The organism is Neotabrizicola sp. VNH66, from assembly GCF_049445895.1.
GTDB lineage: Bacteria > Pseudomonadota > Alphaproteobacteria > Rhodobacterales > Rhodobacteraceae > Pseudogemmobacter.
Genome location: NZ_JBMSDW010000008.1, coordinates 188,263 through 213,777 on the forward strand (window position 1 = coordinate 188,263; position 25,515 = coordinate 213,777).

General features: G+C 65.3%; 25 protein-coding genes and 1 tRNA gene. 11 read left to right on the forward strand and 15 right to left on the reverse strand.

Annotated elements, in window-relative coordinates; genetic code table 11:
* Positions 1 to 219 precede the first annotated feature (219 nt).
* The 3 genes from lpxC to recN all read left to right on the forward strand — a co-directional run bounded on the left by lpxC (position 220) and on the right by recN (position 3,828).
* Positions 220 to 1,152 carry a UDP-3-O-acyl-N-acetylglucosamine deacetylase gene (gene lpxC, locus ACO2Q5_RS13630; protein ID WP_423291911.1) on the forward strand — a complete coding sequence of 311 codons (933 nt, stop codon included), beginning with the start codon at positions 220 to 222 and terminating at the stop codon, positions 1,150 to 1,152.
* Between the two features lie 153 nt (positions 1,153 to 1,305).
* The gene (locus tag ACO2Q5_RS13635) at positions 1,306 to 2,151 is read left to right on the forward strand and encodes an outer membrane protein assembly factor BamD (protein WP_423292013.1); all 846 of its coding nucleotides are present in this window, start codon (positions 1,306 to 1,308) and stop codon (positions 2,149 to 2,151) included.
* A gap of 33 nt (positions 2,152 to 2,184) precedes the next feature.
* Complete coding sequence (gene recN, locus ACO2Q5_RS13640; RefSeq protein WP_423291913.1) at positions 2,185 to 3,828, forward strand: DNA repair protein RecN; 1,644 nt, start codon at positions 2,185 to 2,187, stop codon at positions 3,826 to 3,828.
* On the opposite strand, the gene ACO2Q5_RS13645 is transcribed toward recN, so the two are convergent.
* The 5 genes from ACO2Q5_RS13645 to ACO2Q5_RS13665 form a co-directional block, all read right to left on the reverse strand.
* Positions 3,825 to 4,625, reverse strand: coding sequence for a hypothetical protein (locus ACO2Q5_RS13645; protein ID WP_423291915.1), 801 nt, complete (start codon positions 4,623 to 4,625; stop codon positions 3,825 to 3,827). The two genes, recN and ACO2Q5_RS13645, sit on opposite strands and share 4 nt — an antisense overlap.
* Positions 4,626 to 4,906: 281 nt before the next feature.
* The gene (locus tag ACO2Q5_RS13650) at positions 4,907 to 5,161 is read right to left on the reverse strand and encodes a DUF2484 family protein (RefSeq protein WP_423291917.1); all 255 of its coding nucleotides are present in this window, start codon (positions 5,159 to 5,161) and stop codon (positions 4,907 to 4,909) included.
* Positions 5,158 to 6,585 (reverse strand): UDP-N-acetylmuramate--L-alanine ligase, encoded by a 1,428-nt coding sequence (gene murC / locus ACO2Q5_RS13655; protein ID WP_423291919.1) that lies wholly within the window; start codon positions 6,583 to 6,585, stop codon positions 5,158 to 5,160. Before murC ends, ACO2Q5_RS13650 begins: the two co-directional genes overlap by 4 nt.
* The gene (locus tag ACO2Q5_RS13660) at positions 6,582 to 7,673 is read right to left on the reverse strand and encodes a UDP-N-acetylglucosamine--N-acetylmuramyl-(pentapeptide) pyrophosphoryl-undecaprenol N-acetylglucosamine transferase (protein WP_423291921.1); all 1,092 of its coding nucleotides are present in this window, start codon (positions 7,671 to 7,673) and stop codon (positions 6,582 to 6,584) included. The genes murC and ACO2Q5_RS13660 overlap by 4 nt, the downstream gene beginning before the upstream one ends.
* A complete protein-coding gene (locus ACO2Q5_RS13665; protein ID WP_423291923.1) occupies positions 7,670 to 8,836 on the reverse strand; it encodes a peptidoglycan glycosyltransferase FtsW in 1,167 nt (388 codons plus the stop codon). Before ACO2Q5_RS13665 ends, ACO2Q5_RS13660 begins: the two co-directional genes overlap by 4 nt.
* Before the next feature lie 260 nt (positions 8,837 to 9,096).
* Here ACO2Q5_RS13665 and ACO2Q5_RS13670 point away from each other — a divergent pair, with 260 nt between their 5' ends.
* On the forward strand, positions 9,097 to 10,029 hold the full coding sequence (locus ACO2Q5_RS13670) for an L-lactate dehydrogenase (RefSeq protein WP_423291925.1): 933 nt from the start codon (positions 9,097 to 9,099) through the stop codon (positions 10,027 to 10,029).
* On the opposite strand, the gene ACO2Q5_RS13675 is transcribed toward ACO2Q5_RS13670, so the two are convergent.
* Positions 10,026 to 10,643, reverse strand: coding sequence for a class I SAM-dependent methyltransferase (locus ACO2Q5_RS13675; protein ID WP_423291927.1), 618 nt, complete (start codon positions 10,641 to 10,643; stop codon positions 10,026 to 10,028). The genes ACO2Q5_RS13670 and ACO2Q5_RS13675 overlap by 4 nt on opposite strands.
* 141 nt (positions 10,644 to 10,784) lie before the next feature.
* Positions 10,785 to 12,911: a methylmalonyl-CoA mutase gene (scpA, locus tag ACO2Q5_RS13680; RefSeq protein ID WP_423291929.1), complete on the reverse strand. Its 2,127-nt coding sequence runs from the start codon at positions 12,909 to 12,911 to the stop codon at positions 10,785 to 10,787.
* A 73-nt stretch (positions 12,912 to 12,984) separates the two neighbouring features.
* Between scpA and ACO2Q5_RS13685 the strand changes: the two genes are divergently transcribed.
* The gene (locus ACO2Q5_RS13685; protein ID WP_423291931.1) at positions 12,985 to 13,437 is read left to right on the forward strand and encodes a DUF4174 domain-containing protein; all 453 of its coding nucleotides are present in this window, start codon (positions 12,985 to 12,987) and stop codon (positions 13,435 to 13,437) included.
* A gap of 23 nt (positions 13,438 to 13,460) precedes the next feature.
* Here the strand turns inward: ACO2Q5_RS13685 and ACO2Q5_RS13690 are convergent, their stop codons facing one another.
* The 8 genes from ACO2Q5_RS13690 to ACO2Q5_RS13725 all read right to left on the reverse strand — a co-directional run bounded on the left by ACO2Q5_RS13690 (position 13,461) and on the right by ACO2Q5_RS13725 (position 20,428).
* Positions 13,461 to 15,464 carry an acetyl-CoA carboxylase biotin carboxylase subunit gene (locus ACO2Q5_RS13690; RefSeq protein ID WP_423291933.1) on the reverse strand — a complete coding sequence of 668 codons (2,004 nt, stop codon included), beginning with the start codon at positions 15,462 to 15,464 and terminating at the stop codon, positions 13,461 to 13,463.
* Positions 15,465 to 15,584: 120 nt separating this feature from the next.
* Complete coding sequence (locus tag ACO2Q5_RS13695) at positions 15,585 to 15,824, reverse strand: hypothetical protein (RefSeq protein ID WP_423291935.1); 240 nt, start codon at positions 15,822 to 15,824, stop codon at positions 15,585 to 15,587.
* A 340-nt stretch (positions 15,825 to 16,164) separates the two neighbouring features.
* Positions 16,165 to 16,560, reverse strand: coding sequence for a hypothetical protein (locus tag ACO2Q5_RS13700; RefSeq protein WP_423291937.1), 396 nt, complete (start codon positions 16,558 to 16,560; stop codon positions 16,165 to 16,167).
* A 414-nt stretch (positions 16,561 to 16,974) separates the two neighbouring features.
* Positions 16,975 to 17,115, reverse strand: coding sequence for a hypothetical protein (locus ACO2Q5_RS13705; protein ID WP_423291939.1), 141 nt, complete (start codon positions 17,113 to 17,115; stop codon positions 16,975 to 16,977).
* A 211-nt stretch (positions 17,116 to 17,326) separates the two neighbouring features.
* On the reverse strand, positions 17,327 to 17,740 hold the full coding sequence (locus ACO2Q5_RS13710) for a DUF6497 family protein (RefSeq protein ID WP_423291941.1): 414 nt from the start codon (positions 17,738 to 17,740) through the stop codon (positions 17,327 to 17,329).
* Between the two features lie 17 nt (positions 17,741 to 17,757).
* Positions 17,758 to 19,290, reverse strand: coding sequence for an acyl-CoA carboxylase subunit beta (locus ACO2Q5_RS13715; RefSeq protein WP_423291943.1), 1,533 nt, complete (start codon positions 19,288 to 19,290; stop codon positions 17,758 to 17,760).
* A gap of 127 nt (positions 19,291 to 19,417) precedes the next feature.
* Positions 19,418 to 19,503, reverse strand: a tRNA-Leu gene (locus ACO2Q5_RS13720).
* A gap of 43 nt (positions 19,504 to 19,546) precedes the next feature.
* The gene (locus tag ACO2Q5_RS13725; RefSeq protein WP_423291945.1) at positions 19,547 to 20,428 is read right to left on the reverse strand and encodes a lytic transglycosylase domain-containing protein; all 882 of its coding nucleotides are present in this window, start codon (positions 20,426 to 20,428) and stop codon (positions 19,547 to 19,549) included.
* A 370-nt stretch (positions 20,429 to 20,798) separates the two neighbouring features.
* Here ACO2Q5_RS13725 and ACO2Q5_RS13730 point away from each other — a divergent pair, with 370 nt between their 5' ends.
* From ACO2Q5_RS13730 to ACO2Q5_RS13755, 6 genes are all read left to right on the forward strand, one after another.
* On the forward strand, positions 20,799 to 21,005 hold the full coding sequence (locus ACO2Q5_RS13730; protein WP_423291947.1) for a Flp family type IVb pilin: 207 nt from the start codon (positions 20,799 to 20,801) through the stop codon (positions 21,003 to 21,005).
* 419 nt (positions 21,006 to 21,424) lie between these two features.
* On the forward strand, positions 21,425 to 21,631 hold the full coding sequence (locus tag ACO2Q5_RS13735; RefSeq protein ID WP_423291947.1) for a Flp family type IVb pilin: 207 nt from the start codon (positions 21,425 to 21,427) through the stop codon (positions 21,629 to 21,631).
* 203 nt (positions 21,632 to 21,834) lie between these two features.
* The gene (locus ACO2Q5_RS13740) at positions 21,835 to 22,026 is read left to right on the forward strand and encodes a hypothetical protein (protein ID WP_423291949.1); all 192 of its coding nucleotides are present in this window, start codon (positions 21,835 to 21,837) and stop codon (positions 22,024 to 22,026) included.
* A 57-nt stretch (positions 22,027 to 22,083) separates the two neighbouring features.
* A complete protein-coding gene (gene cpaB / locus ACO2Q5_RS13745; RefSeq protein ID WP_423291951.1) occupies positions 22,084 to 23,001 on the forward strand; it encodes a Flp pilus assembly protein CpaB in 918 nt (305 codons plus the stop codon).
* A gap of 204 nt (positions 23,002 to 23,205) precedes the next feature.
* Positions 23,206 to 24,597, forward strand: coding sequence for a type II and III secretion system protein family protein (locus ACO2Q5_RS13750; RefSeq protein WP_423291953.1), 1,392 nt, complete (start codon positions 23,206 to 23,208; stop codon positions 24,595 to 24,597).
* Between the two features lie 4 nt (positions 24,598 to 24,601).
* Complete coding sequence (locus tag ACO2Q5_RS13755) at positions 24,602 to 25,288, forward strand: OmpA family protein (protein ID WP_423291955.1); 687 nt, start codon at positions 24,602 to 24,604, stop codon at positions 25,286 to 25,288.
* Positions 25,289 to 25,515 lie beyond the last annotated feature (227 nt).

A 25,515-nucleotide genomic window follows, 5' to 3' on the forward strand; every position in this document is an offset into this window, starting at 1 on the left:
AGAAGAAACGGCAGAAGGCCCGGGAGACCGGGCCTTTTTGCTGCAAAATCAACATATTGGACATGTTTCATTCCGTGTCACATTCCGTTGCAAAAGGTGAATTGTGATCGCACCCCCCCTTGATTACCTAGAATGCGACGGAACGGTGACGGTTGCGCGGGTGTTACGCCCATGTTGACCCGGTTGTTCCGGCCGAAGGCATCAAGGGAAGGCACGCTCGTGCAGAATACACTGAAATCCGCGATCAGCTTTGCCGGAGTGGGGCTTCACTCCGGTCGGCCTGTGCGCATGACGGTGCGTCCCGCCTCGGCCGATTATGGCATCTGGTTCCGCCGCACCGATGTCTCTGGCGTCGATGCCATGGTTCCGGCGATCTGGTCGGCGGTGCCGCCGTCGCGCCTGTGCACCATCGTGGAAAACGACGATGGCGTTTCGGTCTCGACGATCGAGCATCTGATGGCCGCGTTGGCCGGTTGTGCGATCCACAACGCCCTGATCGAGATTGACGGGCCGGAAGTGCCGATCCTTGACGGCTCGGCCGAACCTTTCGTCGCGGCCTTCCTTGCCCGTGGTCTGCGGTCGCAAATGGCCGAAGTGCGCACGATCCGCGTGCTGAAAGCCGTCGAAGTGCGCGAGGGCGAGGCCGTGGCCCGTCTGGAACCGGCGGACATGCTGGAAATCGACTTCCGCATCGAATTCAACGAAGCGGCCATCGGCACACAGGAACGCCACCTGCTGATGTCCAACGGTGCCTTCGTGCGCGAACTCTCGGACAGCCGCACCTTCTGCCGTCAGGCCGATGTCGATGCGATGCAGGCCCGCGGTCAGGCGCTTGGCGGCACGCTGGACAATGCGGTGGTCTTTGATGGCGACCGCGTGGTCAGCCCGGGCGGCCTGCGCCACCCGGATGAGCCCGTGCGCCACAAGATGCTGGATGCCGTCGGCGATCTTTCGCTTGCCGGTGCGCCCCTGCTGGGCCGCTATACCGGCCATCGTGCGGGCCATGCGCTGACGAACCGCCTGTTGCGGGCACTGTTTGCCGATCCCGAAGCCTATCGGCTGGAAAGCTGTGCCGCCTTTGTGGGGGCAAAGCTGCCGGGCGTGGGCGTCCATGCGGGCGATCTGCCCTCGGCCCGCCGTCACGCCGCCTGACGGCGGTGCTGCCGAAACCACGCGTCCAGTCCCGGAAACCTGACGAAAGGCGTTTTGCGCAGCCGATTTTTCTGTGCTAGGACAAGGCAAATCGCCCGGGCGGCGCCCTTTTGGGGGCGCCGGACAAGGAAGACAGGTTTGGACAAGCGGAAGATGGCAGGCACGGCGGCGGGCGTTCGGATCGGGGCGGCTTTGGCCCTTGCGGCGGTGCTTTCGGCCTGCGGCGGCGGCTCGGCCAATAAGGAACCGGCTTTCGAAAGCTTCACGGCCGACGAACTTTACCGTCAGGGCGAGCTGAAGCTCGAATCCGACGGCAAGCCCGAAGATGCCCTGCGCTATTTTCAGGAGATCGAGCGGCTTTATCCCTATACGGCATATGCCAAGCGCGCGCTGATCATGCAGGCTTTCGTACTGCACAAATCCAAGAATTATGAAGAAGCCCGCGCCGCCGCGCAGCGCTTCATCGATTTCTACCCGGATGACGAAGACGCCGCCTATGCCCAGTATCTGCTGGCGCTGTCCTATTATGACCAGATCGAGGATGTGGGCCGGGATCAGGGCCTGACGTTCCAGGCGCTGGTCGCCATGCGCGATGTGATCGAGAAATATCCCGACAGCGAATATGCCCAGTCGGCCATCCTGAAATTCGACCTCGCCTTCGACCATCTGGCGGCGAAGGAAATGGAGATCGGGCGCTATTACCTGAAGCGCAAGCATTATACCGCGGCGCTGAACCGCTTCCGCAGCGTGGTGCAGGATTTCCAGACCACCACCCACACGGCCGAGGCGCTGTATCGTCTGGTGGAATGCTATCTGGCGCTTGGTTTCGATGCCGAGGCCCAGACCGCGGCGGCGATCCTTGGCCACAATTACCAATCCTCGCCCTTCTATCAGGATGCGTTCAACCTGTTGAAAGGCAAGGGTCTTTCTCCCGAAGTCAAGGGTGACAACTGGCTGTCGAAGATCTACCGCCAGATGATCCGCGGCGAATGGTTGTAAGGGTGGGCCCCCTGCCCGCCCTGTGGTCCTGCCATGCTGCGCAGTCTTGAAATCCGCGATATCCTGATCATCGACCGCCTGGTGCTGGAGCTTGGCGCCGGGCTGAATGTGCTGACCGGAGAGACCGGGGCCGGCAAATCCATCCTGCTTGACGCGCTTGGCATGGTGCTGGGCTGGAAGGGCCGGGCCGACCTGGTCCGCCTTGGCGCCGACCGGGGCGAGGTGACCGCCGTCTTCGACCTGCCCGGCCAACACCCCGCCCGCGCCCTGCTGGAGGATGCCGGGATCGAGGCCGAGGATGAGCTGATCCTGCGCCGTCTGGCCCATGCCGATGGCCGCCGCCAGGCCTTTGCCAATGACCGCCGGGTTTCGGCCGAGGTGCTGCGCGGCCTGTCGGAGACGCTGGTGGAGCTGCACGGCCAGCATGACGACCGCGGGTTGCTGAACCCCCGCGGCCACCGGGCGCTGCTGGATGCCTTTGCCGGGCTGGACACCGCGCCCCTGCGCACGCTTTGGGCCGCGCAACGACAGGCCCGCGACGCATTGTATGAGGCGGAGGCGCAGATTGCCCGCGCCCGCAGCGATGAGGATTTCCTGCGCCATGCGGTGGCGGAACTGGACAAGCTGGCCCCGCTGCCCGGCGAAGAGGCGACGCTCGACGCCAAACGCCGCCTGATGCAGGGCGCCGCCCGCATCCGCGAGGATGTGTCGCGCGCCTTGGCCGCCTTGTCCGAAGACGGCGCCGAAGGCCGCATGCGCGATGCGCAGCGCTGGATGGAGGGCGCCTCGGACAAGGCCGAAGGTCGTCTGGATGCGCCACTCTCCGCGCTGGCGCGTGCAACGATCGAACTGGCCGAGGCGCAGGCCGGGGTCGAAGCCTGTCTTGAGGCGCTCGACTTCAACCCGGCCGAGCTGGAAGCCTGCGAAGAACGGCTCTTCGCCATCCGCGCCCTGTCACGCAAGCATGGCGTGGCGCCCGACGATCTGGCCAGCCATGCCGATGGCCTGCGGACACGGCTGGGCGCCATCGACGCGGGCGAGGCCGGGCTGGCGAAGCTCTCGGCCGCGGTGCGGGACGCCGAAGCCGCCTTCGCGGTTGAGGCAAAGCGCATCTCGTCCCTGCGCGCCACCGCGGCCACCCGGCTGGACCGGGCCATGGCGGCGGAGCTGGCGCCGCTGAAAATGGAACGCGCGGTCTTCCGCACCGTTCTGGACGCGGCCGAACCGGGGCCGGAGGGGCTGGATCAGGTGACATTCACCGTCGCCACCAACCCCGGCGCCCCGCCCGGTGCGCTGAACCGTATCGCTTCGGGCGGGGAACTCAGCCGCTTCCTTCTGGCGCTGAAGGTCTGCCTGACCGGCGGCGGCGAGGGGTTGACCATGATCTTTGACGAGATCGACCGCGGCGTCGGCGGCGCCACCGCCGATGCCGTGGGGCGGCGGCTGAAGGCACTCTCCGCTGCGGCACAGGTTCTGGTCGTGACCCATTCGCCGCAGGTGGCGGCGCTTGGCGCGCATCACTGGCGGGTGGAAAAGCGGGTGAAGGCGGATGTCACCACCTCGACCGTGACCGCTTTGTCCAAGGCTGAGCGGGTCGAGGAGATCGCCCGCATGCTGGCCGGGGATACCGTGACCGACGCCGCCCGAGCGGCAGCGCAGGCGCTGCTGGCGGCCTAGAACACCCCGTTCAGGACGTTCTGGATCACCGCGGGCAGCGCGCTGTCCGGCGTGCCATACAGCGTGCCGCCCTGCCCCTTTATCCAGCGCGCCAGGATCACCCGTCCGTCGCGGGTCGAAATCGCCACCCCCGCGCGTGAGGCGTTGCAGTTATGCGCCTCGCATCCGGCGCCCGCCACCCAATCGCCGTCGCGGGTCATCGGCACCGCGGACAGGACGGCGGCCAGCCGCACCTCGGCCAGAACGGCGGGGGAGACGATGCCCAGCAGGACAGGCTCCATTTCGGCCGCGCCCAGCACATCCCACGGCCATTTCCCCTCCCACTGCGCGGCATCGCGCGGGTTCGTGACACCGGCCGGGGCAAGGCCCAGATCCACCTCGGTCACCGTCACCCCGTCGAAAACAAAGCCGGAGATGCCGCTGTTGTCCGACCGGGACATCACCGCCATCGGCCCGCCTTCGGTCTGCCGCATCTCAGGGCTGCCGCCGCAGGTGCCGAAATTGGGCGTGGCCCACAGGCCCGCAGGGGCAATCGTGACCCAGACCAGATCGGGCGCGCACATCGACCCGCCGGTCGACGTTGCCAGCAGCACCGATTGCGCGGTGCGCGCCACCACATCGGGCAGATAGGCGGTCGCCAGTTGCACCGAAGATCGTCCGTCAGACACAACGGCGCGGAAATTGTCGCGGTCCAGCTGGATGACCAGCGACCCGTCCGGCAGGTCCACCTGTATGCGGTCCTGCGCGGCGGCGGCAAGCGGAAGGATCAGGGCAAGGCATAGGGCAATCGCGCGCATCCGGGCCTCCTGCGGGTGCGGCCATGGTGGCGGCGGATCGCCCGGTCGGCAAGGATTTCCGGCCATGCAGCATGGTCAGGGCGGGGTTGCGGTCAAAGCGCTGGCAATGCTGCAATGCGGCATTATCTTGACCCCGGGGAGGACTGTCACAGGAGATGCCATGCTCGCCCCGCTGAAAACCGCCCTGCGCGCCTTTCACCTGCCCATGATCTTCCCGGAACTGGAAACGGCCGAGCGCGCCTGCCTGCCTCCGCGCAGATTGTTCCGCGCGCGGCGCTGACTTACTCTGCCGGATCGCGGCTGCCGCGCAACCCGCGCCACAGGTGGATCAGCGGCCAGCGCAGGACCGAGGCACCGCCTGCAAGGAACAGCAGCCCCCAAAGCGGCCCTGCCGTCCAGGTCACCCAGCCCAGAAGCGGGATGCCCACGGCAATCAGCCCATAGGCCGCGCGCCAATGCTGGTCGCGCGAGGGCAGCATGGCGATAAGGTTCGCCACGACCAGCCAGAGGAAACCGCCGATCAGCGCCGCCGTCATGCGGCCTGCGCCGTCAGCTTGGCCGGAAGCGCATTGGCCCAGGCCGAGATGGTGCCCGCGCCAAGGCAGACAAAGATATCGCCCGGCCGGGCCTGTTCACGGAACAGTCGCGCCAGATCCGCCTCGTCCAGACAGGCACGCGCATGGCGGTGGCCATGGGCGATCAACCCGGCCACAAGGTCATCACGGCTGGCGCCGGGGATCGGGTCTTCGCCCGCGGCATAGACATCGGCGATGGCGACCACATCCGCCTCGTTGAAGCAGGTGCAGAAATCCTCGAACAGGCCGGACAGGCGGCTGTAGCGGTGCGGCTGGTGAATGGCGATGACGCGGGCGCCCGGCGTGGCCGAGACGGCCTGACGCGCGGCCTTCAGCACGGCGGAAATCTCAACCGGGTGGTGGCCGTAATCGTCGATGATGGTGACCCCATTGACCTCGGCCACCTTGGTGAAGCGGCGATTGACACCCCCGAAGGCAGCCAGAGCCTCGCGGATTTCCTCGCGCTTCATGCCCAGATGGCGGGCGACCGCCACCGCGGCCAGCGCGTTCGAGACATTGTGATTGCCCGGCATCGGCAATTCGCAGCCTTCAATAACCGAACCTTCGCCTTCATTCTGAAGCACGACATCAAAGCACGACTTGCCGTTTTCGAACCTGACATTCACCGCCCGCACATCGGCCTGCGCGTTGAAGCCGAAGGTGACGATGCGGCGGTCGGTGACGCGGCCGACCAGCGCCTGAACCTCGGGGTGGTCGGTGCAGCAGACGGCAAGGCCATAGAACGGGATGTTCGACACGAAATCCTGGAACCCGCGGCGCAGGGCGTCGATGGTGCCCCAATGCTCCATATGCTCGGGGTCGATGTTCGTCACGATGGCGATGGTTGCGGGCAGCCGGTTGAAGGAACCGTCGCTCTCATCCGCCTCGACCACCATCCATTCGCCGGCGCCTGCGCGGGCGTTCGATCCATAGGCATGGATCACGCCGCCGTTGATCACGGTGGGGTCGAAGCCGCCTTTGTCCAGCAGAGTGGCCACCATGGTGGTGGTCGTGGTCTTGCCATGGGTGCCCGCGACGGCGATGTTCGACCGCATCCGCATCAGCTCGGCCAGCATCTCGGCCCGGCGCACGACCGGCAGCTTGCGGCGACGGGCCTCTTCCAGCTCGGGGTTGCCCTTCTTGATGGCCGAGGAAATCACGACCACAGACACCCCGTCGCCGATATTCGCGGCGGCCTGCCCTTCGAAGAAGGTGGCGCCCAGCTTCACCAGACGGTCGGTGATCTTCGACGCCTTGGAATCCGAGCCCTGGACCCGATAGCCCAGCGTGATCAGCACTTCGGCGATCCCCGACATGCCGATCCCGCCCATTCCCACGAAATGAATCGGGCCCAATTCCAGCGGCAGCTTGGTGGCTGCATTCATGGCAGGTCTCCTGCAAGTTCTTCGACAAGGGCGGCCAGACGTGCGGCCGCGTCGGGCTTGCCTTGCGAAAGCGCATGGGCGGCCATGGTTTCGGCCGCAGCGGGGTGCCCGAGGATCGCCGCCATTTGCGCGCTCAGCGCGGCAGGGTCAAGCAGCTTTTCCGGGATCAGCACCGCCGCCCCCGCCTCGGTCAGACCGCGGGCATTGGCGGTCTGGTGGTCGGCAATGGCCGCAGCAAAGGGGATCAGGATCGACGGACGCCCGATGATCGAGATATCCGCCACCGAAGACGCACCAGAGCGGCTGATGACCAGCTGCGCCTCGGACAGGCGGCGGGGAATGTCGGCAAAGAAGGGCTGGACCTCGGCCCGGACGCCCGCAGCGGCATAGGCGGCGGCGGCGCGTTCGGCATCCTCGTCACGGGCCTGATGCGCCACCCGCAGATTGTCGCGCAGGCCCTCGGGCAGCAGCGCCACCGCTGCGGGCACCACATCCGACAGGATGCGCGCCCCCTGCGAGCCGCCGATGACCACAAGGCTCATCGGATAGTCACCCGGCGGGATATAGGGCGCGGCGGCACGTTCGCGCACGGCGGCGCGCACCGGATTGCCGGTGTTCTCACCCGTCACGCCCTGCGGCAGCTCGGTCGGCCAGGTGCCGCAGGCCACCTTGTCCACCCGGCCTGCAAAGACCCGGTTCACCCGGCCCAGAACGCCGTTCTGTTCATGGATCATCCGCGGCCGCCGCAGCAGCCAGGCCGCCGACAGCGCCGGGATGGACGGATAGCCGCCAAAGCCCACCACGACATCGGGCTTGTCGAGCATCATGCGGAACGTTGCGCCGATCACACCGCCCGCGATGCGGAACGGCACTGCGGCCCGTGCCAGAGCGCCCCCGCGCGCAAAGGTGGCCGAGGAGACCGTCTCCACCTTCACCTCGGCCGGAAAGCCGCCCGCATAGCGCGCCCCGCGGTCATCGGTGGACAGTTTTACCCGCCAGCCGCGCGCCAGCATCGTCTCGGCCAGCGCCTGCGCCGGGAACATATGGCCGCCGGTGCCCCCCGCCGCGATGAGGAGAAGCTTCGTCATCCGCGCCGCCGCCCGAAGAGTTCGGCCATGCGGTCCCGCGGGCGCGACCGGGTCAGCGCCAAAAGCATGCCCACGGTGATCCCCGCCGCGATGACGGACGACCCGCCGTAGCTGACGAAGGGCAGCGTCATGCCCTTTGCGGGCAGAAGGCGCACGGCCACACCCATGTTGATCATCGCCTGCACCCCGAAGATGCAGGCAAGGCCCGAGCCCGCCAGCCGGATGAACGGATCCCGCTCCGCCATCAGCCGAATCAGCGACCGCACCACCACCACGCCGAACAACGTCAGGATCAGCAGCACCAGCAGAAGCCCGTATTCCTCGGCCGCGACGGCAATGATGAAATCGGTATGCGCATCGGGCAGCGACCATTTCACCTGCCCCTCGCCCACGCCCACGCCGAAGAAGCCGCCCTCCTGAATGGCATTGGCGGCATAGCCCAGCTGGGTCCGCGGATCCACGTCGGGCGACAGGAAGCCGTCGATCCGGCGGGCAAAGTGTTCCGAGGCCGTATAGGCAAAGAACCCGCCCGCCGCGACGATGCCTGCAACGCTGGCGATCAGCACCATCGGCGCACCGGCCACGAAATAGACCACGCCCCAGGCAAAGACGATCAGCGCAGACTGGCCAAAGTCAGGCTGCATGGCCAGAAACCCCACCACGACCGTCAGCAGCCCGAAAGAGATCAGCTTGCCGGGCGGGCCGTTCACCTCCTGCGCGGCCGCCATCAGCCAGGCGGTCACGATCACGAAACCGGGCTTCAGAAACTCGGACGGCTGCAACGAGAAGCCGCCCAGCGACAGCCAGCGCACCGCGCCTTTGCCGTGATCCTGCCCCACGACGGGCAGCAGCATGACAAGGACCAGCGCCCCCAGAAAGCCAAGGATGCCCAGCCGCCGCACCAGCGCGGGCGAGGCCATCGACAGGCCCAACATCACCGCCAGCCCCATGGCCCCGAACATCGCCTGTTTCTGGACATAGAAGAACGGCTCCAACCCGTTGCGGCTGGCCAGCGGCACCGAGGCGGCCAGCCCCAGAAGCAGACCGATCCCGAACAGGACGAAGACCGACGTCATCGCCCAGCGGTCGATCGTGCGCCACCACCGCGGCAAAACGGGATCGCGCACCGCAACAGGGGACGAGCCATAGACCATCTCAGTCATGGGAATACCGCCTCGGATTATCTGCCTCTGGCCCGGATGTTCCCCCCGGGCTCTTGATCGGAAACTGTAACGGCAAAGCGGGGCTCTGGCTAGGGAAAACCGGCGCGCCCCTGTCTGTCCGGCACCCGCGCCTGCCGGATATGCAACCGACCCGCCGCGCGTCCCGCATTCCCCGTTGCGTCCCGGCGGCGGGGCGGCTTTGCGCTTTGCCGCGGCGCGGGGCTCTGCCACTCTGCTCCCGCGATCAGGAGGGCCAGAGGATGCGGATCGGAATTGTCGGGGCTGGCGCGGTCGGCGCACAGGCGGCCTTTGCCATTGCCTGCGACGGGGCCGCGCGGGAAATCATCCTCTGCGACCGCAACCCCGCCCTTGCCCGGGCCCAAGCCGAGGATATCGCCCATGCGGTGCCCTTCCTCTCGCCCGTGATCCTGCGCGCCGGAGAGATCGCCGAGCTGGAGGGCGCCGGGCTGATCATCCTTGCCGCCGGGGTCAGCCAGAAGTCCGGCGAAACCCGTCTGGCCCTCTTGGAACGCAATGCCGCGGTCTTCGCCGAAATCCTGGGCCAGATCGCACAGGCGGCACCGGAAGCGATCCTTCTTGTCGCCACCAATCCGGTGGACATCATGACCGATATCGCCACCCGGCTCTCGGGCCTGCCGCCGGGGCGGGTCATCGGCTCGGGCACCATCCTCGACACCGCCCGCTTCCGCAGCCTGCTGTCGCGCCACATCGGCATCGCCCCGCAAAGCTTTCACGCCTATGTATTGGGCGAACATGGCGACAGCGAGGTGCTGGTCTGGTCCTCGGCCCGGGCCGGCACCGGGGCGCTGGATCAGGTCGCGCGCCAGATGGGCCGCCCGCTGACCGGGGAAATCCGCGCCCGGATCGACGACGGCGTCCGCCGCGCCGCCTATCGCATCATCGAAGGCAAGGGCGCCACATGGTTCGGCATCGGCGCCGGGCTGGCGCGGATCGTGCGCGCCATCGCAAGCGACGAACATTCGGTGCTGTCAGTCTCGATCCGCACGCCCGAGGTGGCCGGCGTCACCGGCGCCACCCTGTCACTGCCCCGGGTTCTGGGCCGCGACGGCGTGCTGGCCGATCTGGACCCCGGCCTCGATCCGGAGGAGACCGCCGCGCTGGCCCGCTCGGCCCGGCTTCTGGCCGAGACCGCGGCCGAACTGCGGCTCTAACGCCGTTCGGCCAAATAGACGCTGCGCCCGGCGGTTTCCGGGTCTTCGGCCACGAAGCGGCGCAGGATCATGCCGCAGCCCTCCAGCGCGGCGGCATAGCCCGCGGGCGACAGGCTGGCATGATAGACCGGCCCGCCGGACACCGCGCCCCAGACTTCGCCCTCTTGCGGCCCGGCGGTGTAAAGGAACCACCCGCCCGGCACCAGATGCGCAGCGATCCGCGGGATCAGCGCCGCCTGCTCCGCCGCGGTCAGGTGGAAAAAACTGTCCCAGGCGATCACCGCGGCGAAGGTTGCGCCCAGATCCAGCGCGCGCATATCGCCCTGCACCCATGTGCCCCCCGGCATCGCCTGCCGCGCCACCGCCAGCATGGCGGCGGAAAAATCAAGGCCCGTCACCGCAAAGCCCCGCCCGGTCAGATCAGCCGCCACCGGATGGCCGCTGCCGCAGCCCAGATCCAGCACCGCCGCCCGCGGTGCCAAACCTGCGGCCAGACGGTCGATCCACGGACGCTCCGGATAGAACTCCGCACGTCCCTCGTGCCACTCTGCCGCGCTGCGGTCATAGACCGCCTCATGCCCGTGATCCGCCTCTGCCAAACCTGCGCCTTTCATATTGGTCCAAATATCCCGGGGGAGGTCAGCCGCCCCGGCTGACCCGGGGGCAGCGCCCCCGCTCGCCGGTCCCGCGCGCAAGGCGCGGGGCCGGGACAAAGGCGCGCGGGCCGCAAGGCCCGCACCATGAGCGCGCCCGCCTCAGGCCCGCGCGGCCCGGATCAGGTCGAGGATATCCTTTGCCGCAGCGGGAATATTCGTCCCCGGACCGAAGATCGCCTTTACCCCCGCCGCTTTCAAGAAGTCGTAGTCCTGCTGCGGGATCACGCCGCCGCAGATGACCAGAATGTCGCCCGCCCCCTGCGCCTTCAGGGCCTCGATCAGCTTCGGCGCCAGCGTCTTGTGCCCGGCCGCCTGCGACGAGATGCCGACCACATGCACGTCATTGTCGATGGCATCCTGCGCGGCCTCTTCCGGCGTCTGGAACAAAGGCCCCACATCCACGTCAAAGCCGATGTCGGCAAAGGCGGTGGCAATGACCTTGGCGCCGCGGTCATGGCCGTCCTGCCCCATTTTCACCACCAGCATGCGCGGGCGGCGCCCTTCATCCTCGGCAAACAGCTCCACATCGCGCTGGATCTGGGCAAATCCCTCATCGCCCTCATAGGCGGCCCCATAAACCCCTGCCAAAGTCCTGACCTCCGCCCTGTGGCGCCCGAAGGTGCCTTCCATTGCCAGACTGATCTCGCCCACCGTGGCCCGCGCACGGGCGCATTCCACCGCAGCCTCCAGAAGGTTGCCGCCTTCCACCGTGCGGCGGCCCAGTTCCAGAAGCGCCGCATCGCAGGCCGCCTGATCGCGGGTCGCGCGGATGTGTTCCAGCCGGGCGATCTGCGCGTCGCGCACCTTGACGTTGTCGATGTCCAGAATGTCGATCGGGTCTTCGCTGGCCTTGCGGTATTTGTTGACGCCGACGATCACCTCTTCGCCGCGGTCGATCATCGCCTGCCGCCGCGCCGCCGTTTCCTCAATCCGCAGCTTCGGCATGCCAGAGGCGACGGCTTTGGTCATGCCACCCATCGCCTCCACCTCTTCGATCAGCGCCCAGGCCTTTTCCGCCAGTTCCGCCGTCAGGCTTTCGACGTAATAGGACCCCGCCAGCGGATCCACCACATGAGTGATCCCGGTTTCCTCCTGCAAGATCAGCTGGGTGTTCCGTGCGATCCGGGCGCTGAATTCGGTCGGCAGGGCAATCGCCTCATCCAGCGCATTGGTGTGCAGGCTTTGCGTGCCGCCCAAGGCTGCCGCCATCGCCTCATAGGCGGTGCGGATCACATTGTTGTAGGGGTCGGCCTCCTGCAAGGACACGCCGGAGGTCTGGCAATGGGTCCGCAGCATCAGGCTGCCGCTTTTCTGCGGGTTGAATTCCTTCATGATCCGCGTCCACAGAAGACGCGCCGCCCGCAGCTTGGCCGCCTCCATGAAGAAATTCATGCCGATGGCAAAGAAGAACGACAGCCGCCCGGCGAAATCATCGACATTCATGCCTGCCGCCAGCGCGGCCCGGACATATTCCCGCCCGTCGGCCAGGGTATAGGCCAGCTCCTGCACAAGGTTCGCGCCCGCCTCCTGCATGTGATAGCCGGAGATCGAGATCGAGTTGAACTTGGGCATCTCTTTCGAGGTGTATTCGATGATATCGGCGATGATCTTCATCGAAGGTTCGGGCGGATAGATATAGGTGTTCCGCACCATGAACTCTTTCAGGATGTCGTTCTGGATCGTGCCGGACAGCAGCGCGCGGGAATGGCCCTGCTCTTCCCCGGTCACGATGAAATTCGCCAGAATCGGGATTACGGCGCCGTTCATCGTCATGGAAACGCTGACTTTATCCAGCGGGATGCCATCGAACAGGATCTTCATGTCCTCGACCGAGTCGATGGCCACGCCCGCCTTGCCCACATCGCCCACCACGCGCGGGTGGTCACTGTCATAGCCCCGGTGCGTGGCAAGGTCGAACGCGACGGACACCCCCTGCTGCCCGGCGGCCAAAGCCTTTCGGTAGAATGCGTTCGACTCTTCGGCGGTAGAAAAGCCCGCATATTGCCGGATCGTCCACGGCCGGCCCGCATACATCGTGGCGCGCACACCGCGGGTAAAGGGGGCGATGCCCGGCATCTCTCCCATCTGGGGCAGGCCCTGCACGTCTTCGGCCGTATACAGCGGCTTGACGGTGATCCCTTCCAGCGTCTGCCAGTTCAGGCTGTCCGGGCCCTTGCCCTTCAGTTCCTTCGAGGCCAGCGCCTCCCATGCCTTGCGATCCGTCATTCCCTACTCCGTTCCGCGGGGCATCTGCCCGCTGCCGCTTGGGATTTGCCGCGCCCTGCCTTATATCGGGGACATGGGTCCGCAGTTTTCCCGCCGTTCATTCGTCCTGATGGCCCTTCTGGGCCTGTCACCGCTTCCGCTTCGGGCCGCTGAACCGGCCCTGTCGCCCGTCCCCGCCACCGAGGTGGACGAGGCCGGGCTTCTGTTCCTGCGCCGTCCGGTCATCGTCTTCGCCGACAGCCCGGCCGATCCGTCCTTCACCCGGCAGATGGAGCTTTTGCAGCGCTACCTGCCGGAACTGGCGCTGCGCGACGTGATCCTGATCACCGACACCGATCCCGCCGCCCGTTCCGCCCTGCGGCAAAGATTGCGGCCCCGCGGATTTTCCCTTGTCATCATGGACAAGGACTGGGGTTCCGCCATCCGCAAGCCGCTGCCATGGGACGGGCGCGAGGTGGTGAATGCCATCGACAAAATGCCCCTGACCCGCGCCGAGGCGCTGGAAAAGAACCCGGCGGGACGCTGACGCCCCACCGGGTCCGCCACCGTTTACTCGAACTCCATGATCACATCGTCCACCTTCAGGCTGGCGCCCGGGGCGGCGCTGATCTTCCGGACCACGCCCTTGCGTTCGGCCTTGAGGATGTTTTCCATCTTCATCGCCTCGACCGTGGCCAAAGCCTGTCCTTCCTGCACCTCCTGCCCCTCTTCGACGCTGATCTTCACGATCAGGCCGGGCATCGGGCAGAGCAGGTATTTCGACGTGTCGGGCGGCAGCTTTTCCGGCATCAGCTTGGCCAGTTCCGCCGCGCGCGGGCTGCGGACATGGACCTTCAGATCGGCCCCGCGCAGCCGGATGCGGAAGCCCATCGGCACCTTGCCCACCTTCAGCACCAGCGGTTGACCGTCCACCGTCAGCCGCGCCAGCGACTGGCCCGGCGTCCAGTCCGACGTGACACGGTGGCTGTCGCCTTCGGCAAAGGTCACGGTCGAGCCGTCACGGTCCGCCGCGATCTGCACTGCAAAATCCTGCCCCGCCAGCGAGACGACCCAGACATCGCCCACCCGGCGCTGGTGATTGTCCATCGTGCCGGTGATCCGGGTGCGCCGGATTTCCGCCACCCGGTTCATCGCCGCCGCAGCAGCAGCCACCTTGCGCAGGGTCACCCCATCCAGCGTAGCGCCCTGGAACCCCTCGGGGTATTCCTCGGCGATGAAGGCGGTGGTGATATTGCCCGAGACGAAGCGGGGATGATCCATCACGGCGCCGACGAAGGGCAGGTTGTGGCCGATGCCTTCGACCTCGAACGTGTCCAGGGCCAGCCGCATTTCTTCGATGGCCTCGCCGCGGGTGGCACCCCAGGTGCACAGCTTGGCGATCATCGGGTCATAATACATGCTGATCTCGCCGCCCTCATAGACGCCGGTATCGTTCCGGACGATGCCGCCGCGGTCGGTCTTGCCCTCGACCGGCGGGCGGTAGCGGGTCAGCCGCCCGATGGAGGGCAGGAAGTTGCGGTAGGGATCCTCGGCATAAAGCCGGCTTTCCATGGCCCAGCCGTTGATCTTCAGATCTTCCTGCTTGAACGGCAGCGGCTCACCTGCCGCGACGCGGATCATCTGTTCCACCAGATCGACGCCGGTGATCAGTTCCGTGACCGGATGTTCCACCTGCAACCGGGTGTTCATCTCAAGGAAATAGAAGTTGCGGCTGCCATCCACGATGAATTCCACCGTGCCCGCGCTGGTATAGCCCACGGCCTTGGCCAAAGCGCAGGCCTGTTCGCCCATGGCCTTGCGGGTGGCTTCGTCCAGAAAGGGCGACGGCGCCTCTTCGATGACCTTCTGGTTCCGCCGCTGGATCGAGCATTCGCGTTCGTGCAGATAGACGCAGTTGCCGTGCTTGTCGGCCAGCACCTGAATTTCGATGTGGCGGGGCTGCGTCACGAATTTCTCGATGAAGATGCGGTCATCGCCAAAGCTGGCGGCCGCTTCGTTCTTCGAGGATTCAAAGCCTTCGCGCGCTTCGGCGGCGTTCCATGCGATCCGCATGCCCTTGCCCCCGCCTCCCGCCGAGGCCTTGATCATCACCGGATAGCCGATCTGGTCGGAAATCTTCACCGCCTCATCCGCATCGGCGATCAGGCCCATATAGCCCGGCACGGTAGAGACCCCGGCCTGCTGCGCCAGCTTTTTCGAGGTGATCTTGTCGCCCATCGCCTCGATCGCCGGGGACGGCGGGCCGATGAAGACCACGCCCATATCCTCCAGCGCGGCGGCGAAATCCATCCGTTCCGACAGGAAGCCATAGCCCGGATGGACCGCCTCGGCCCCGGTCTGGCGGATCGCGTCCAGAATCTTGTCGATCACGATATAGGACTGGTTCGCCGGGGGCGGCCCGATATGAACCGCCTCATCCGCCATCTTCACATGCAGCGCGTTGCGGTCGGCGTCGGAATAGACGGCCACGGTCTTGATGCCCATCTTGCGGGCGGTCTTGATGACGCGGCAGGCGATCTCGCCCCGGTTGGCGATCAGGATCTTCTTGAACATGGCTCTCCCTCAATTCCGCCCGGGCCAAGGGGCGCGCAAAACAAAAGGGGCCTTCCGGGCTGATGCCCCGGAAGACCCCGGTTCAGGATGGCGCAGCCGCCCGAAGGCGCCGCGGTCAGATCAGTAGCAGGTGTTGACGCCCGGCAGGATGCACGAGCCGCCACCGGCCACGGCGCCAATGAGCGCGCCCTTGGTCTTGGACCCGCCGGTCGCATCGGCGATGACAGCGCCCGCGGCCGCGCCGCCAATGGTGCGCACAGCAGCGCTGTCCATGGGCGAGTTGTTGCCATAGCCATTGCCGCCGACGCAGCCGGCAAGTGGCATGGCCAGAATCGGAAGGAGAACGATGAGTTTGCGCATGGAGAACTGCCTCGTAGTTTGTTTGTTATTGAGGCGGAGTCTATCGCAAGGCCCGGAAAAGCAAAGAGGGGTTTCGCCGACTTCACGTCATCGGCACCGATCCGCGCATGGGGACCTGTCAGAGAACGGGCCGGGAAAAAACCCGGGCGCGGTGTTTGGGCACCGTCCCGGGCCAAGATAGAAAGGGAACGTTCGAAACCCGTCACATGCGGCACGTCATCCCGCACGCCCTGGGCCAGCACTGCATCCTGCCGCGCCGGTCCCCGTGCCGCAACGGCCCCGAAAGACGCCACGGGCGCCTTGGCGGTAAGCTGCCGGACATCGGGAACCATGCGCGGATTCACGCCCAGTCCTCCTCGTCATCGTCAAAGGCCACCGGCGGCGCCTCGGGGGCAAAGACCTCCGGGAAGGCGATCTCTGCCTTCTTCACGTCGATCTTCAGAAGCGCGTCATAGCTTGCCGGGTCGAACGGATCTTCAGCAGGCACAACCTCGCGCCCGAACAGCCACGACAGCCGCCCGGCATCCAGATTGCCGCGTTCGAAGGTCTCTTCCCCGAAATACTGCCACAGCGCCGCCATGAAGGCACTGTCGGCCATCCGGTCCATATGCTTGCGGTCCTTGAACCGTTCGCGCCGAATGATCTTGGTCGCGCCTTCTTTGACATTGGCGCGCCGGATGGTGAACTGGAAATCAGACCCGGGCATCCGCCCGGGAAAACCGCGATGCTTCAGCATATGCATGTCCCCTTGGTTGCGGGACGGGCTGTAGCAGCGGAGGGCCAGCCTGCGCCAGCGGCACGGCGGCAGATAAGGGGAACCCCGGACGTCAGAACCGGCCGGAATTCCCCGGCAGTCTTACTTGTACTTGCCGGTATAGGCCGGTTCGACCGAGACGGGCTCGGGCGCAGGGGCCGGGGCGGGAGCGGGCTTCGAGCAGGCCGCGAGAGTCGCGAGAGCGAGCATCGAGAAGAGAGCAGTGGTGCGCATGTCAACCTCCAGTGTGAATCAGCGTTCCGCGCGGCAACATATTGCAGCGCCTGACCAGAGGGAATGCCAGTAGTCTGCGCCGCAGCGCAGAACAAGACCGGCGGCAGATTTCCGCCGGCATCGGGGAACCCGGTCCCGAAGGACCGGGTGCCTTCGCAGGTCTTACTTGTACTTGCCGGTGTAGACCGGTTCGACCGAGACCGGCTCGTCGATGTAGACGACTTCTTCTTCAGCCTTCTTGGCGCAAGCGGCGATGAAGCCGGTGACGGCCAGGGCCAGAACGATACGCATGGTGCTCGACATCCTCTTCTCCTTGATTCACAGGGGCTTTCTGCGGAGGGAAGATCCCCCTGCCCCCTTTGCGAGGTAACGGCCGCTTGGGTTCGGCCTGCGCCAACCATAGCGGAAAGCGCGCAGATTTGACACGGCGTGGCACCCAAGTTGTCACGCTGTGTCCGCGTTACATCAGGGGGGGCAATTTCCCGGGCAGAATCAACCAGATGTAGTGGCATCTTCAGAACATCTCCCACATGCAGGAGCCGTCCTTGACCCGGTAGGCCTCGAAGAACTGCACGGCCTCGGGCGCCGCCTCGCCAAAGGGCAGCGCGCGGTCGGCCAGCGACACGACGATCTGCTGCGGCGCAGGCACCATGCCCGCGATCCGTGGCATCGCATATGTGTCGCACAGAACCTGCATGTCCTCGGCCCAGTCCTCGTCCTGTTTCAGCCCGGGCACGACAAAGCGGAACCGGGCCGTCGCGCCCTCTGTCCCGGGCGCATTGGTGATCACATCCAGCAGATGCACCGTCCGGCCCGAAGGCACGGCCACGGCCTCGCCTTCGGGCGGCGGGCTTTCGTCCTCACAGGCCCCGGCCGCAAGACATGTCGTCAGCGCCAGAGCCAGAGCCACACGATGCAATCCGGCCATCCGATATCCCCCTTTGTTCAGAGGGGGATATTGTCGTGCTTCTTCCAGGGGTTCGAAAGCTTCTTGTTGCGCAGGGACGCAAAGGCCCGTGCCACCCGGCGGCGCGTGCTGCGCGGCTGGATCACCTCGTCGATAAAGCCCTTTTCGGCCGCAACGAAGGGATTGGCGAAGCGGTCTTCGTAATCCTTGGTCCGGGCGGCGATCTTGTCCTTGTCGCCCAACTCGCTGCGATAGAGGATCTCCACCGCGCCCTTGGCGCCCATCACCGCGATTTCGGCAGAGGGCCAGGCGTAGTTGAAATCGCCGCGCAGATGCTTGGACGACATCACGTCATAGGCCCCGCCATAGGCCTTGCGGGTGATGACGGTCACTTTCGGCACCGTCGCCTCGCCATAGGCGAACAGCAGTTTCGCGCCGTGTTTGATGACGCCGCCATATTCCTGCGCGGTCCCGGGCAGGAAGCCCGGCACATCGACAAAGGTCAGGATCGGGATTTCGAACGCATCGCAGAAGCGGACGAAGCGCGCGGCCTTGCGGCTGGAATCGATGTCCAGACAGCCGGCCAGCACCATCGGCTGATTGGCGACCACGCCGACGCTCTGCCCTTCGATCCGGATGAAGCCGGTGATGATATTGCCCGCGTAATCCTTCTGGATCTCGTAGAAATCGCCCTCATCCGCGACCTTAAGGATCAGTTCCTTCATATCATAGGGCTGGTTCGGATTGTCCGGGATCAGCGTATCAAGGCTGGTTTCCACCCGCGCCGGATCATCGAAGAACGGGCGGACGGGGGCCTTTTCGCGGTTCGACAGCGGCAGGAAGTCGAACAGGCGGCGGATCTCGGCCAAAGCCTCGACATCGTTTTCAAAGGCGCCGTCGGCGACGCTGGATTTCTTTGTATGGGTGCTGGCCCCGCCAAGTTCCTCGGCCGTCACCACCTCGTTCGTCACCGTCTTCACCACATCGGGGCCGGTCACGAACATGTAGCTGGAATCCTTCACCATGAAGATGAAGTCGGTCATCGCCGGCGAATAGACCGCCCCCCCCGCGCAGGGCCCCATGATGACCGAAATCTGCGGCACCACGCCCGAGGCCATCACATTGCGCTGAAACACGTCGGCATAGCCCGCCAGCGAGGCAACCCCCTCCTGGATCCGCGCACCGCCGGAATCGTTCAGCCCGATCACCGGCGCACCATTCTGGATCGCCATATCCATGATTTTGCAGATTTTCTGCGCATGGGTTTCTGACAGAGAGCCACCGAAGACGGTGAAGTCTTGCGAAAAGACATAGGCCATTCGGCCGTTGATCGTGCCCCAGCCGGTGACCACGCCATCACCCGCGGGCCGGTCCGCCTCCATCCCGAAATCGGTGCAGCGATGCGCGACGAACATGTCGAACTCTTCAAAGCTGTCGTCGTCCAGCAGAAGCTCGATCCGCTCACGCGCGGTCAGCTTGCCTTTCTGGTGCTGCGCGTCGATCCGGCGCTGGCCGCCCCCGGCACGTGCCGCAGCGCGGCGCTGTTCCAGCTGTTCCAGAATATCTTTCATGGCGCTCTCTCCCCGGGGAATCGAGCGGACAATATTATTACGCCGCAGCGAAGGAAAACGAAATTCCGTAAATTTGCAAACTATTGGCAATGAGAAAACCGAAAATTGCAAATCTGCCAAGAGGCGGTGGTGCGGGCGGCGGGAGTCGAACCCGCACGGGCCTGAGCCCAAACGATTTTAAGTCGCGTGTGTCTACCGTTCCACCACGCCCGCTGCCGGCCCTGCATAACGGCAGGCGGCGGGGGTCACAACATGCTTAGCCCGGCGGGGCTGCGGCCTGTCCGGTCGCGGCATTGATCACGTTGAAGACGCAAGGGTCCGTCACCAGCTCGGGCGGGGTCACACACAGGCCTTGAGCCACCTGCCAGGCCGCCAGCACCTTGGGCACGTAATCCCGCGTCTCGGCATAGGGCGGCACACCGCTGTTCTTCTTCACCGCGCCCTCGCCCGCATTATAGGCGGCCAGAACCATCAGCGGATCATTGTCGAATTCGTCCAGAAGCCAGTCCAGATAAGCCACGCCGCCCTTGATGTTCTGGGCGGGATCGGTGGAATCGGTCACGCCGAAACGCGCGGCCGTCGCGGGGATCAGCTGCATCAGCCCCACGGCACCGGCCGTGCTGACCGCATCCTTCCGGCCCGCGCTTTCAATCCCGATCACCGCAAGCACCAATGCGGGTGAGACGTCGGTGCCGATCGTCGCCATCAGGATCTCTCTGCCATAGACCTCGGCCAGCGTCTGCATCGACTGCAGCCGCGGCGCGGCGACCTGTGCCCCGCCCGGCCCCTGCGCCAGCGCAGCCATGGCAGCGGGGAAACGCCCGCCCACCTCGGCCCGCCCGGCGGGGACCAGATCCCAGAACCAAGCGTAATTCGATTTCGGCGCCGGAGCGGGGGCAAGAGGCGCGCCCGCCTCCGCCTCAACCGGGGGCAGATCCGCGGATTTCAGCGCCGGATCCTTCCACGCCGTCGCCGCCAGCCGCCGCGCCTGCTCGACCGGGTCCACCTGCACGGTGATCCTTTTGCCCGCCTCCATCTCGCTGACCTTGACCCGGCGAAAGGTGAAATCTTCCTCGGCCCGGCCCGCGGGGGCCAGAAGGGTCAGAATCACGGCGGCAAGTCCCGCGGGAATGCGCATGGGAGGGGCCTGCAATCTGCTGCTCTTGTCTTCTTGTTGCGGGAAGACTCGCAGAAAACCGGCCCCCGTCAAAGCCGGAATCCCGGCCTTTTACCGCATTTTCGCCTGAATTGGCGGGTTTGCCACGGGCCCGCGTCCGGAGCGGAGGCAAAGTTGTGATAGTTTTATATTTATTTTCATATATTTGAAAGAAATCTCACGAAATTGTGCTGTGCTGGAAAAAGGCCCTGATCGCTCCGCAGTGCCGCCACGATTCAGGGTGCATATGAGGACATCCCAAGCGGGACCGGCCGGAACAGAGGCCGGACCGGATGAGCCCCCGCCACGGATACGAAACCTGAACCAGAGCACCTTAGAAAGGGACACCACCATGCAATTCCTGAACCTCGTCAAGCGCTTCAACAAAGACGAAGACGGCGCCGTGACCGTTGACTGGGTCGTGCTGACCGCCGCCGTCGTGGGCCTTGGCCTGATCGTCATGGGTGCCATCCGCCCGGCCATCACCGGCCTGTCGGGCAACATCGCAACCCAGATCACCGCGGCCAACCCGACCCCGGTCAGCGGCGGCGGCAACTGAGCCTGAGCTGAAGGCAAAAGCATAACGAAGGCCGCGCCCCGAAAAGGCGCGGCCTTTTTACGTTTTCCCGCCCCGGCCCCTGAGAGGGCGGCCAGCCATTGCGTCCACTCTACACCGAGGCACAGACATCGGGGCAGAGTTGCTTCGATCCACGCCCCCCGTGAGGGGGCGACTTATGGCCCTCTTGTCCGGCGGGCGAGCCGTGGACGTTTCGATCCACGCCCCTCTGGTGGGCGCGGCGCCGTCAATAAAGCTTAAAACCATACGGAAAATGCCCCGAACAGATCCAAATCCCGCCACGATTCAGGGGCCATATGCAGTCATCCCAAGCGGGACCGGCCGGAACAGAGGCCGGACCGGATGAGCCCCCGCCACGGATACGAAACCTGAACCAGAGCACCTTAGAAAGGGACACCACCATGCAATTCCTGAACCTCGTCAAGCGCTTCAACAAAGACGAAGACGGCGCCGTGACCGTTGACTGGGTCGTGCTGACCGCCGCCGTCGTGGGCCTTGGCCTGATCGTCATGGGTGCCATCCGCCCGGCCATCACCGGCCTGTCGGGCAACATCGCAACCCAGATCACCGCGGCCAACCCGACCCCGGTCAGCGGCGGCGGCAACTGAGCCTGAGCTGAAGGCAAAAGCATAACGAAGGCCGCGCCCCGAAAAGGCGCGGCCTTTTTCTGTCGCTCCGGAGCCCCAAATCCTGCCCCAGCCTGCCACTGAAACAATCCCGCAATCGCATAGTTTTGCCGCAATCCTTGGCGAGACTCAGACGGAACAAGATTTTGGACATACGGGCACCATGCCCATACCGGAGAATGATTGTGCACGACGTGCTGGAATCTTTCGTAGATGAAGAAGACGGCGCCATCTCGGTGGACTGGGTGGTCCTGACGGCGCTCATTCTGGGGGTCCAGATCGTCCTGCTGATGCAGCCGATCCGCAATGCGCTGGTCGGCGTGTCAGAGGGTACAGGCGGCGTTGTCGAAGAATACAATGCCTTCCTTCAAGAATAGGAACCCCCTTCGGACTGCCCGGCAGATCTGTCGCGCTTAGGGAAATGAGGAACGGGTATGCGAGTTGTCTTTGCTCTGGTCTTGGTGGCAGGAATGGCATTGGCCGCAATGGCTGTCTTCCTGGCTCAGAACTACATGAGCCAGACGGAGGCCGCCCTGAACGCGGCAACCGAAATGCAGCGCAAGACGGGTCGGCTGGTCCAAGTCTATGCCGTCAACAAGCCCATGAAGTTTGGCACCCCCCTCACCAAGGATGACGTGCAGACGGTCTGGGTCCAGGCCCACGTTCTGACCAATGGTGCATTCTTGGTTGAGCCACCAGCCCAGACGGAGCCTCCGGCAAAGGCAGCCGCAGGCGAGGCCCCTCCGCCGGGCCCCGCCACCGAAGCCCTGTTCCCGACCGACAACAACAAGCCGCGTTTCCTTACCCGTTCGGTCGAGGCGAATGAGATCCTGCTCTTCAGCCGTGTCACCGCCCCGGGCGAAGCCGCCAGCCTGACCGGCAAGCTGGAGCCGGGCATGCGGGCCTTCCAGATCAAGGTGGACGTCGCCTCGGGCGTGTCCGGTTTCGTCATGCCGGAATCCTATATCGACATCTACTGGACCGGCGCCGCGTCGAACAATGTCTCTGGCGAGGTGACCCGTCTGATCGAAAGCGCGGTCCGCGTCATTGCGGTGGACAGCGCCTCGGGCGAGGGGCAGATGACCGGCAGTGGCGACGCCCGGACCGTGACCGTGGCAGCCAGCGCCGAACAGGTGGCGCGTCTGGCGCAGGCCCAGGCCACGGGCCGGCTGGCCATGTCGCTGGTCGCCTCTTCCGCCGATGCCGTCAACGGTCTGGTCGAGGTGGATCGCAACAAGCTTCTGGGGGTGGAGCAGCAGGAGGTCGTTGCCGTCGAGGCGCCGGAAGTCTGCACCATCAAGACCCGCAAGGGGCCGGATGTGATCGAAGTGCCGATCCCCTGCACCAACTGAACCAAGGACAGGCGGACGCCGGGCCACAGCATGTGGGGCCGGCGCCCCGATCCTTTCACCACGACTAGCGCTTGTTGCAGGTTATCCACATCAGGATTGCCCTCCAAGCGTATGATTCTTGCAAAAAAATGCCGCCTCGGGCAATCTGGCGGGGTAAATGGGCGAAAAGACCCCAGTTGAGGCGTGATCGAAAGGGCAGATCACATGAGCATGAAGACCTCTTTCGCGGTGGCGATGCTGGGCCTTGGCCTGGCCGCGGGCACCCCGATCACGGCCGCGGCCGAGGTGCTGCAGGTGATGACCGGGCAGGCCTCCAGCGCGCTGAACGTGCCGATGAATCGCGCCGTGGTGGTGGAAAGCGACGTTCCCTTCGCGGAACTGTCCATCGCCAACCCCGGGATCGCCGATATCTCCACCCTGTCCGACCGTTCGATCTATGTGCTGGGCAAGGCGCCCGGCCGCACCACGTTGACGCTGCTGTCTCCGGACGGCAAGCTGATCTCGAACGTGGATGTGCATGTCACCCCCGATATTGCCGAGTTCAAGGAACGCCTGCGGCAGATCCTGCCCGGCGAGAATATCGAGGTCCGGACCGCCAATGACGGGATCGTCCTGTCGGGCACCGTGAGTTCGGTCGCCAAGATGGACCGCGCGCTGGATCTGGCCAGCCGCTACGCACCGGACCGGGTGTCGAATCTGATGGTGGTGGGTGGCACGCAGCAGGTCATGCTGAAGGTCCGCTTCGCCGAAATGCAGCGGTCGGTGTCGAAAAGTCTTTCGGCTTCGGTCGGCGTGAAATCGAACAGCGGCACCGTCGGCGGCGGAATCGCCACCGGCAATATCGACGGCGTGAACAATTTCTTCGCGGGCAACCCGATCGAGACCTCGGCCAAAGGCGCCATGGGCCTTGGCTTCAGCGCGGGCGCGCTGGAATTCGCCGTGCTGCTGGAGGCGCTGGAATCCAAGGGCATGGTCCGCACTCTGGCCGAGCCGAACCTGACCGCGCTGTCGGGACAAGAGGCCAAATTCCTGGCGGGCGGCGAATATCCCATCCCCGTCGCGGACAACAACGGCATCAAGATCGAATACAAGCCCTTCGGTGTGGAGCTGAATTTCACGCCGGTGGTGGTGGACGGCGACATCATCAACCTGACGATCAACGCTGCCGTCAGCTCGATCGACACCACGATCTCGCTGGAAGCGAACGGCTTCAACCTAAACGCCTTCAAGCGGCGTGAAACCTCGACCACGGTCGAGATGCGCGACGGCGAAAGCTTTGCCATCGCAGGCCTTCTGCAGGACGATTTCCGCAACCTGAACGGTCAGGTGCCGTGGCTCGGTGACATCCCGATCCTTGGCGCCCTGTTCCGCAGCGCAGACTATGCACGCGCGCAGTCAGAGCTGGTGATCATCGTCACCCCGCATCTGGTGACCCCCGTTCATGGCGAGGCTTTGGCCCTGCCGACCGACCGTGTCCGCATCCCGACCGAGCGCGAGCTGTTCCTTTACGGCGAAGTGGCCGGCGCACCCAAGGGGGCCGCGGGCGAAGTGGCACGGCAGGACTTCTCGTCCTCCTACGGCTATGTGATGGAGTGAGGCGATGCCTGTGAAAGTCTCCCGCAGCATCAGCGCCCTGCTTGGCACCGGCTGCATTCTGGCCCTGTCCGCCTGCGGCGGTCCCAGCTTCGATGCCGAGATGGGCGCCGAAGTGGACAAGGGCCAGTTCGGCAATGCCACGATGAACAACACGCTCCTCCAGACCGGAGAGCTGGAATATACCGTCATGCTGGCCGAACGGTTCGCCCGTGAGGTGCCCGATACGGTGACCTTCGCCTTCGACAGCGCGCAACTCTCGCCCGAGGCGATGGCCGTGCTGGACCGTCAGGCGCATTTCATCCGGCAATTCCCCGAGGTTCGGTTCAAGGTCTTCGGCCATACCGATCTGGTCGGCGGACAGGGCTACAACTACAATCTCGGACTGCGGCGCGCGAAGGCGGTGGTGAATTATCTGGCGGCACGCGGCATCTCCAAGTCGCGGCTGGAGGCGGTGGTCAGCTATGGCAAGACCCGCCCGCTGATCCAGACCAATCAACCCGAAGAACGCAACCGCCGCACCGTGACCGAGGTATCGGGTTTCGTGAAGGGCAACCCGATGGTGCTGAACGGCAAATATGCCGAGATCATCTGGCGGACCTATTCCACCGGGATCGAAGGCGATATCGGGCTGGCCGCGCGGCCGCATCCGAGCAACACCGACGTGAAATCCAGTATCGACCCGAACAACTGACCCGTTCTGAAGGGCGAACCGAAGGCCGGGCGGCAGCGCCCGGCCTTTCGCGTTTGCGCCGAAGAAATCAAAGATTGACGCCAATCCGGCCCCATTCTTGCCCTGATCCCCGGCCAGTTTGCCTGCAATGGGAACGGTTGCGCGGGGGAACACCTGCGCCCGGCGTTCCGGGCCGTCAAGGATCGCGCTGCCTTCTGCAGCCGGCCCGGCCCGCGGTGCCGCCTGAT

What these genes read in the sequence shown, in the direction of transcription:
- ACO2Q5_RS13725 (WP_423291945.1), bottom strand. Translation starts at nt 20,428, where the DNA reads ATGCGCATTCCCGCGGGACTTGCCGCCGTGATTCTGACCCTTCTGGCC.
- ACO2Q5_RS13715 (WP_423291943.1), bottom strand. Translation starts at nt 19,290, where the DNA reads ATGAAAGATATTCTGGAACAGCTGGAACAGCGCCGCGCTGCGGCACGT.
- ACO2Q5_RS13670 (WP_423291925.1), top strand. Translation starts at nt 9,097, where the DNA reads ATGCGGATCGGAATTGTCGGGGCTGGCGCGGTCGGCGCACAGGCGGCC.
- ACO2Q5_RS13645 (WP_423291915.1), bottom strand. Translation starts at nt 4,625, where the DNA reads ATGCGCGCGATTGCCCTATGCCTTGCCCTGATCCTTCCGCTTGCCGCC.
- ACO2Q5_RS13735 (WP_423291947.1), top strand. Translation starts at nt 21,425, where the DNA reads ATGCAATTCCTGAACCTCGTCAAGCGCTTCAACAAAGACGAAGACGGC.
- ACO2Q5_RS13675 (WP_423291927.1), bottom strand. Translation starts at nt 10,643, where the DNA reads ATGAAAGGCGCAGGTTTGGCAGAGGCGGATCACGGGCATGAGGCGGTC.
- cpaB (WP_423291951.1), top strand. Translation starts at nt 22,084, where the DNA reads ATGCGAGTTGTCTTTGCTCTGGTCTTGGTGGCAGGAATGGCATTGGCC.
- ACO2Q5_RS13690 (WP_423291933.1), bottom strand. Translation starts at nt 15,464, where the DNA reads ATGTTCAAGAAGATCCTGATCGCCAACCGGGGCGAGATCGCCTGCCGC.
- ACO2Q5_RS13695 (WP_423291935.1), bottom strand. Translation starts at nt 15,824, where the DNA reads ATGCGCAAACTCATCGTTCTCCTTCCGATTCTGGCCATGCCACTTGCC.
- ACO2Q5_RS13730 (WP_423291947.1), top strand. Translation starts at nt 20,799, where the DNA reads ATGCAATTCCTGAACCTCGTCAAGCGCTTCAACAAAGACGAAGACGGC.
- ACO2Q5_RS13660 (WP_423291921.1), bottom strand. Translation starts at nt 7,673, where the DNA reads ATGACGAAGCTTCTCCTCATCGCGGCGGGGGGCACCGGCGGCCATATG.
- ACO2Q5_RS13705 (WP_423291939.1), bottom strand. Translation starts at nt 17,115, where the DNA reads ATGTCGAGCACCATGCGTATCGTTCTGGCCCTGGCCGTCACCGGCTTC.
- ACO2Q5_RS13685 (WP_423291931.1), top strand. Translation starts at nt 12,985, where the DNA reads ATGGGTCCGCAGTTTTCCCGCCGTTCATTCGTCCTGATGGCCCTTCTG.
- ACO2Q5_RS13700 (WP_423291937.1), bottom strand. Translation starts at nt 16,560, where the DNA reads ATGCTGAAGCATCGCGGTTTTCCCGGGCGGATGCCCGGGTCTGATTTC.
- ACO2Q5_RS13635 (WP_423292013.1), top strand. Translation starts at nt 1,306, where the DNA reads ATGGCAGGCACGGCGGCGGGCGTTCGGATCGGGGCGGCTTTGGCCCTT.
- murC (WP_423291919.1), bottom strand. Translation starts at nt 6,585, where the DNA reads ATGAATGCAGCCACCAAGCTGCCGCTGGAATTGGGCCCGATTCATTTC.
- ACO2Q5_RS13650 (WP_423291917.1), bottom strand. Translation starts at nt 5,161, where the DNA reads ATGACGGCGGCGCTGATCGGCGGTTTCCTCTGGCTGGTCGTGGCGAAC.
- ACO2Q5_RS13750 (WP_423291953.1), top strand. Translation starts at nt 23,206, where the DNA reads ATGAGCATGAAGACCTCTTTCGCGGTGGCGATGCTGGGCCTTGGCCTG.
- scpA (WP_423291929.1), bottom strand. Translation starts at nt 12,911, where the DNA reads ATGACGGATCGCAAGGCATGGGAGGCGCTGGCCTCGAAGGAACTGAAG.
- ACO2Q5_RS13755 (WP_423291955.1), top strand. Translation starts at nt 24,602, where the DNA reads ATGCCTGTGAAAGTCTCCCGCAGCATCAGCGCCCTGCTTGGCACCGGC.
- recN (WP_423291913.1), top strand. Translation starts at nt 2,185, where the DNA reads ATGCTGCGCAGTCTTGAAATCCGCGATATCCTGATCATCGACCGCCTG.
- ACO2Q5_RS13665 (WP_423291923.1), bottom strand. Translation starts at nt 8,836, where the DNA reads ATGACTGAGATGGTCTATGGCTCGTCCCCTGTTGCGGTGCGCGATCCC.
- ACO2Q5_RS13710 (WP_423291941.1), bottom strand. Translation starts at nt 17,740, where the DNA reads ATGGCCGGATTGCATCGTGTGGCTCTGGCTCTGGCGCTGACGACATGT.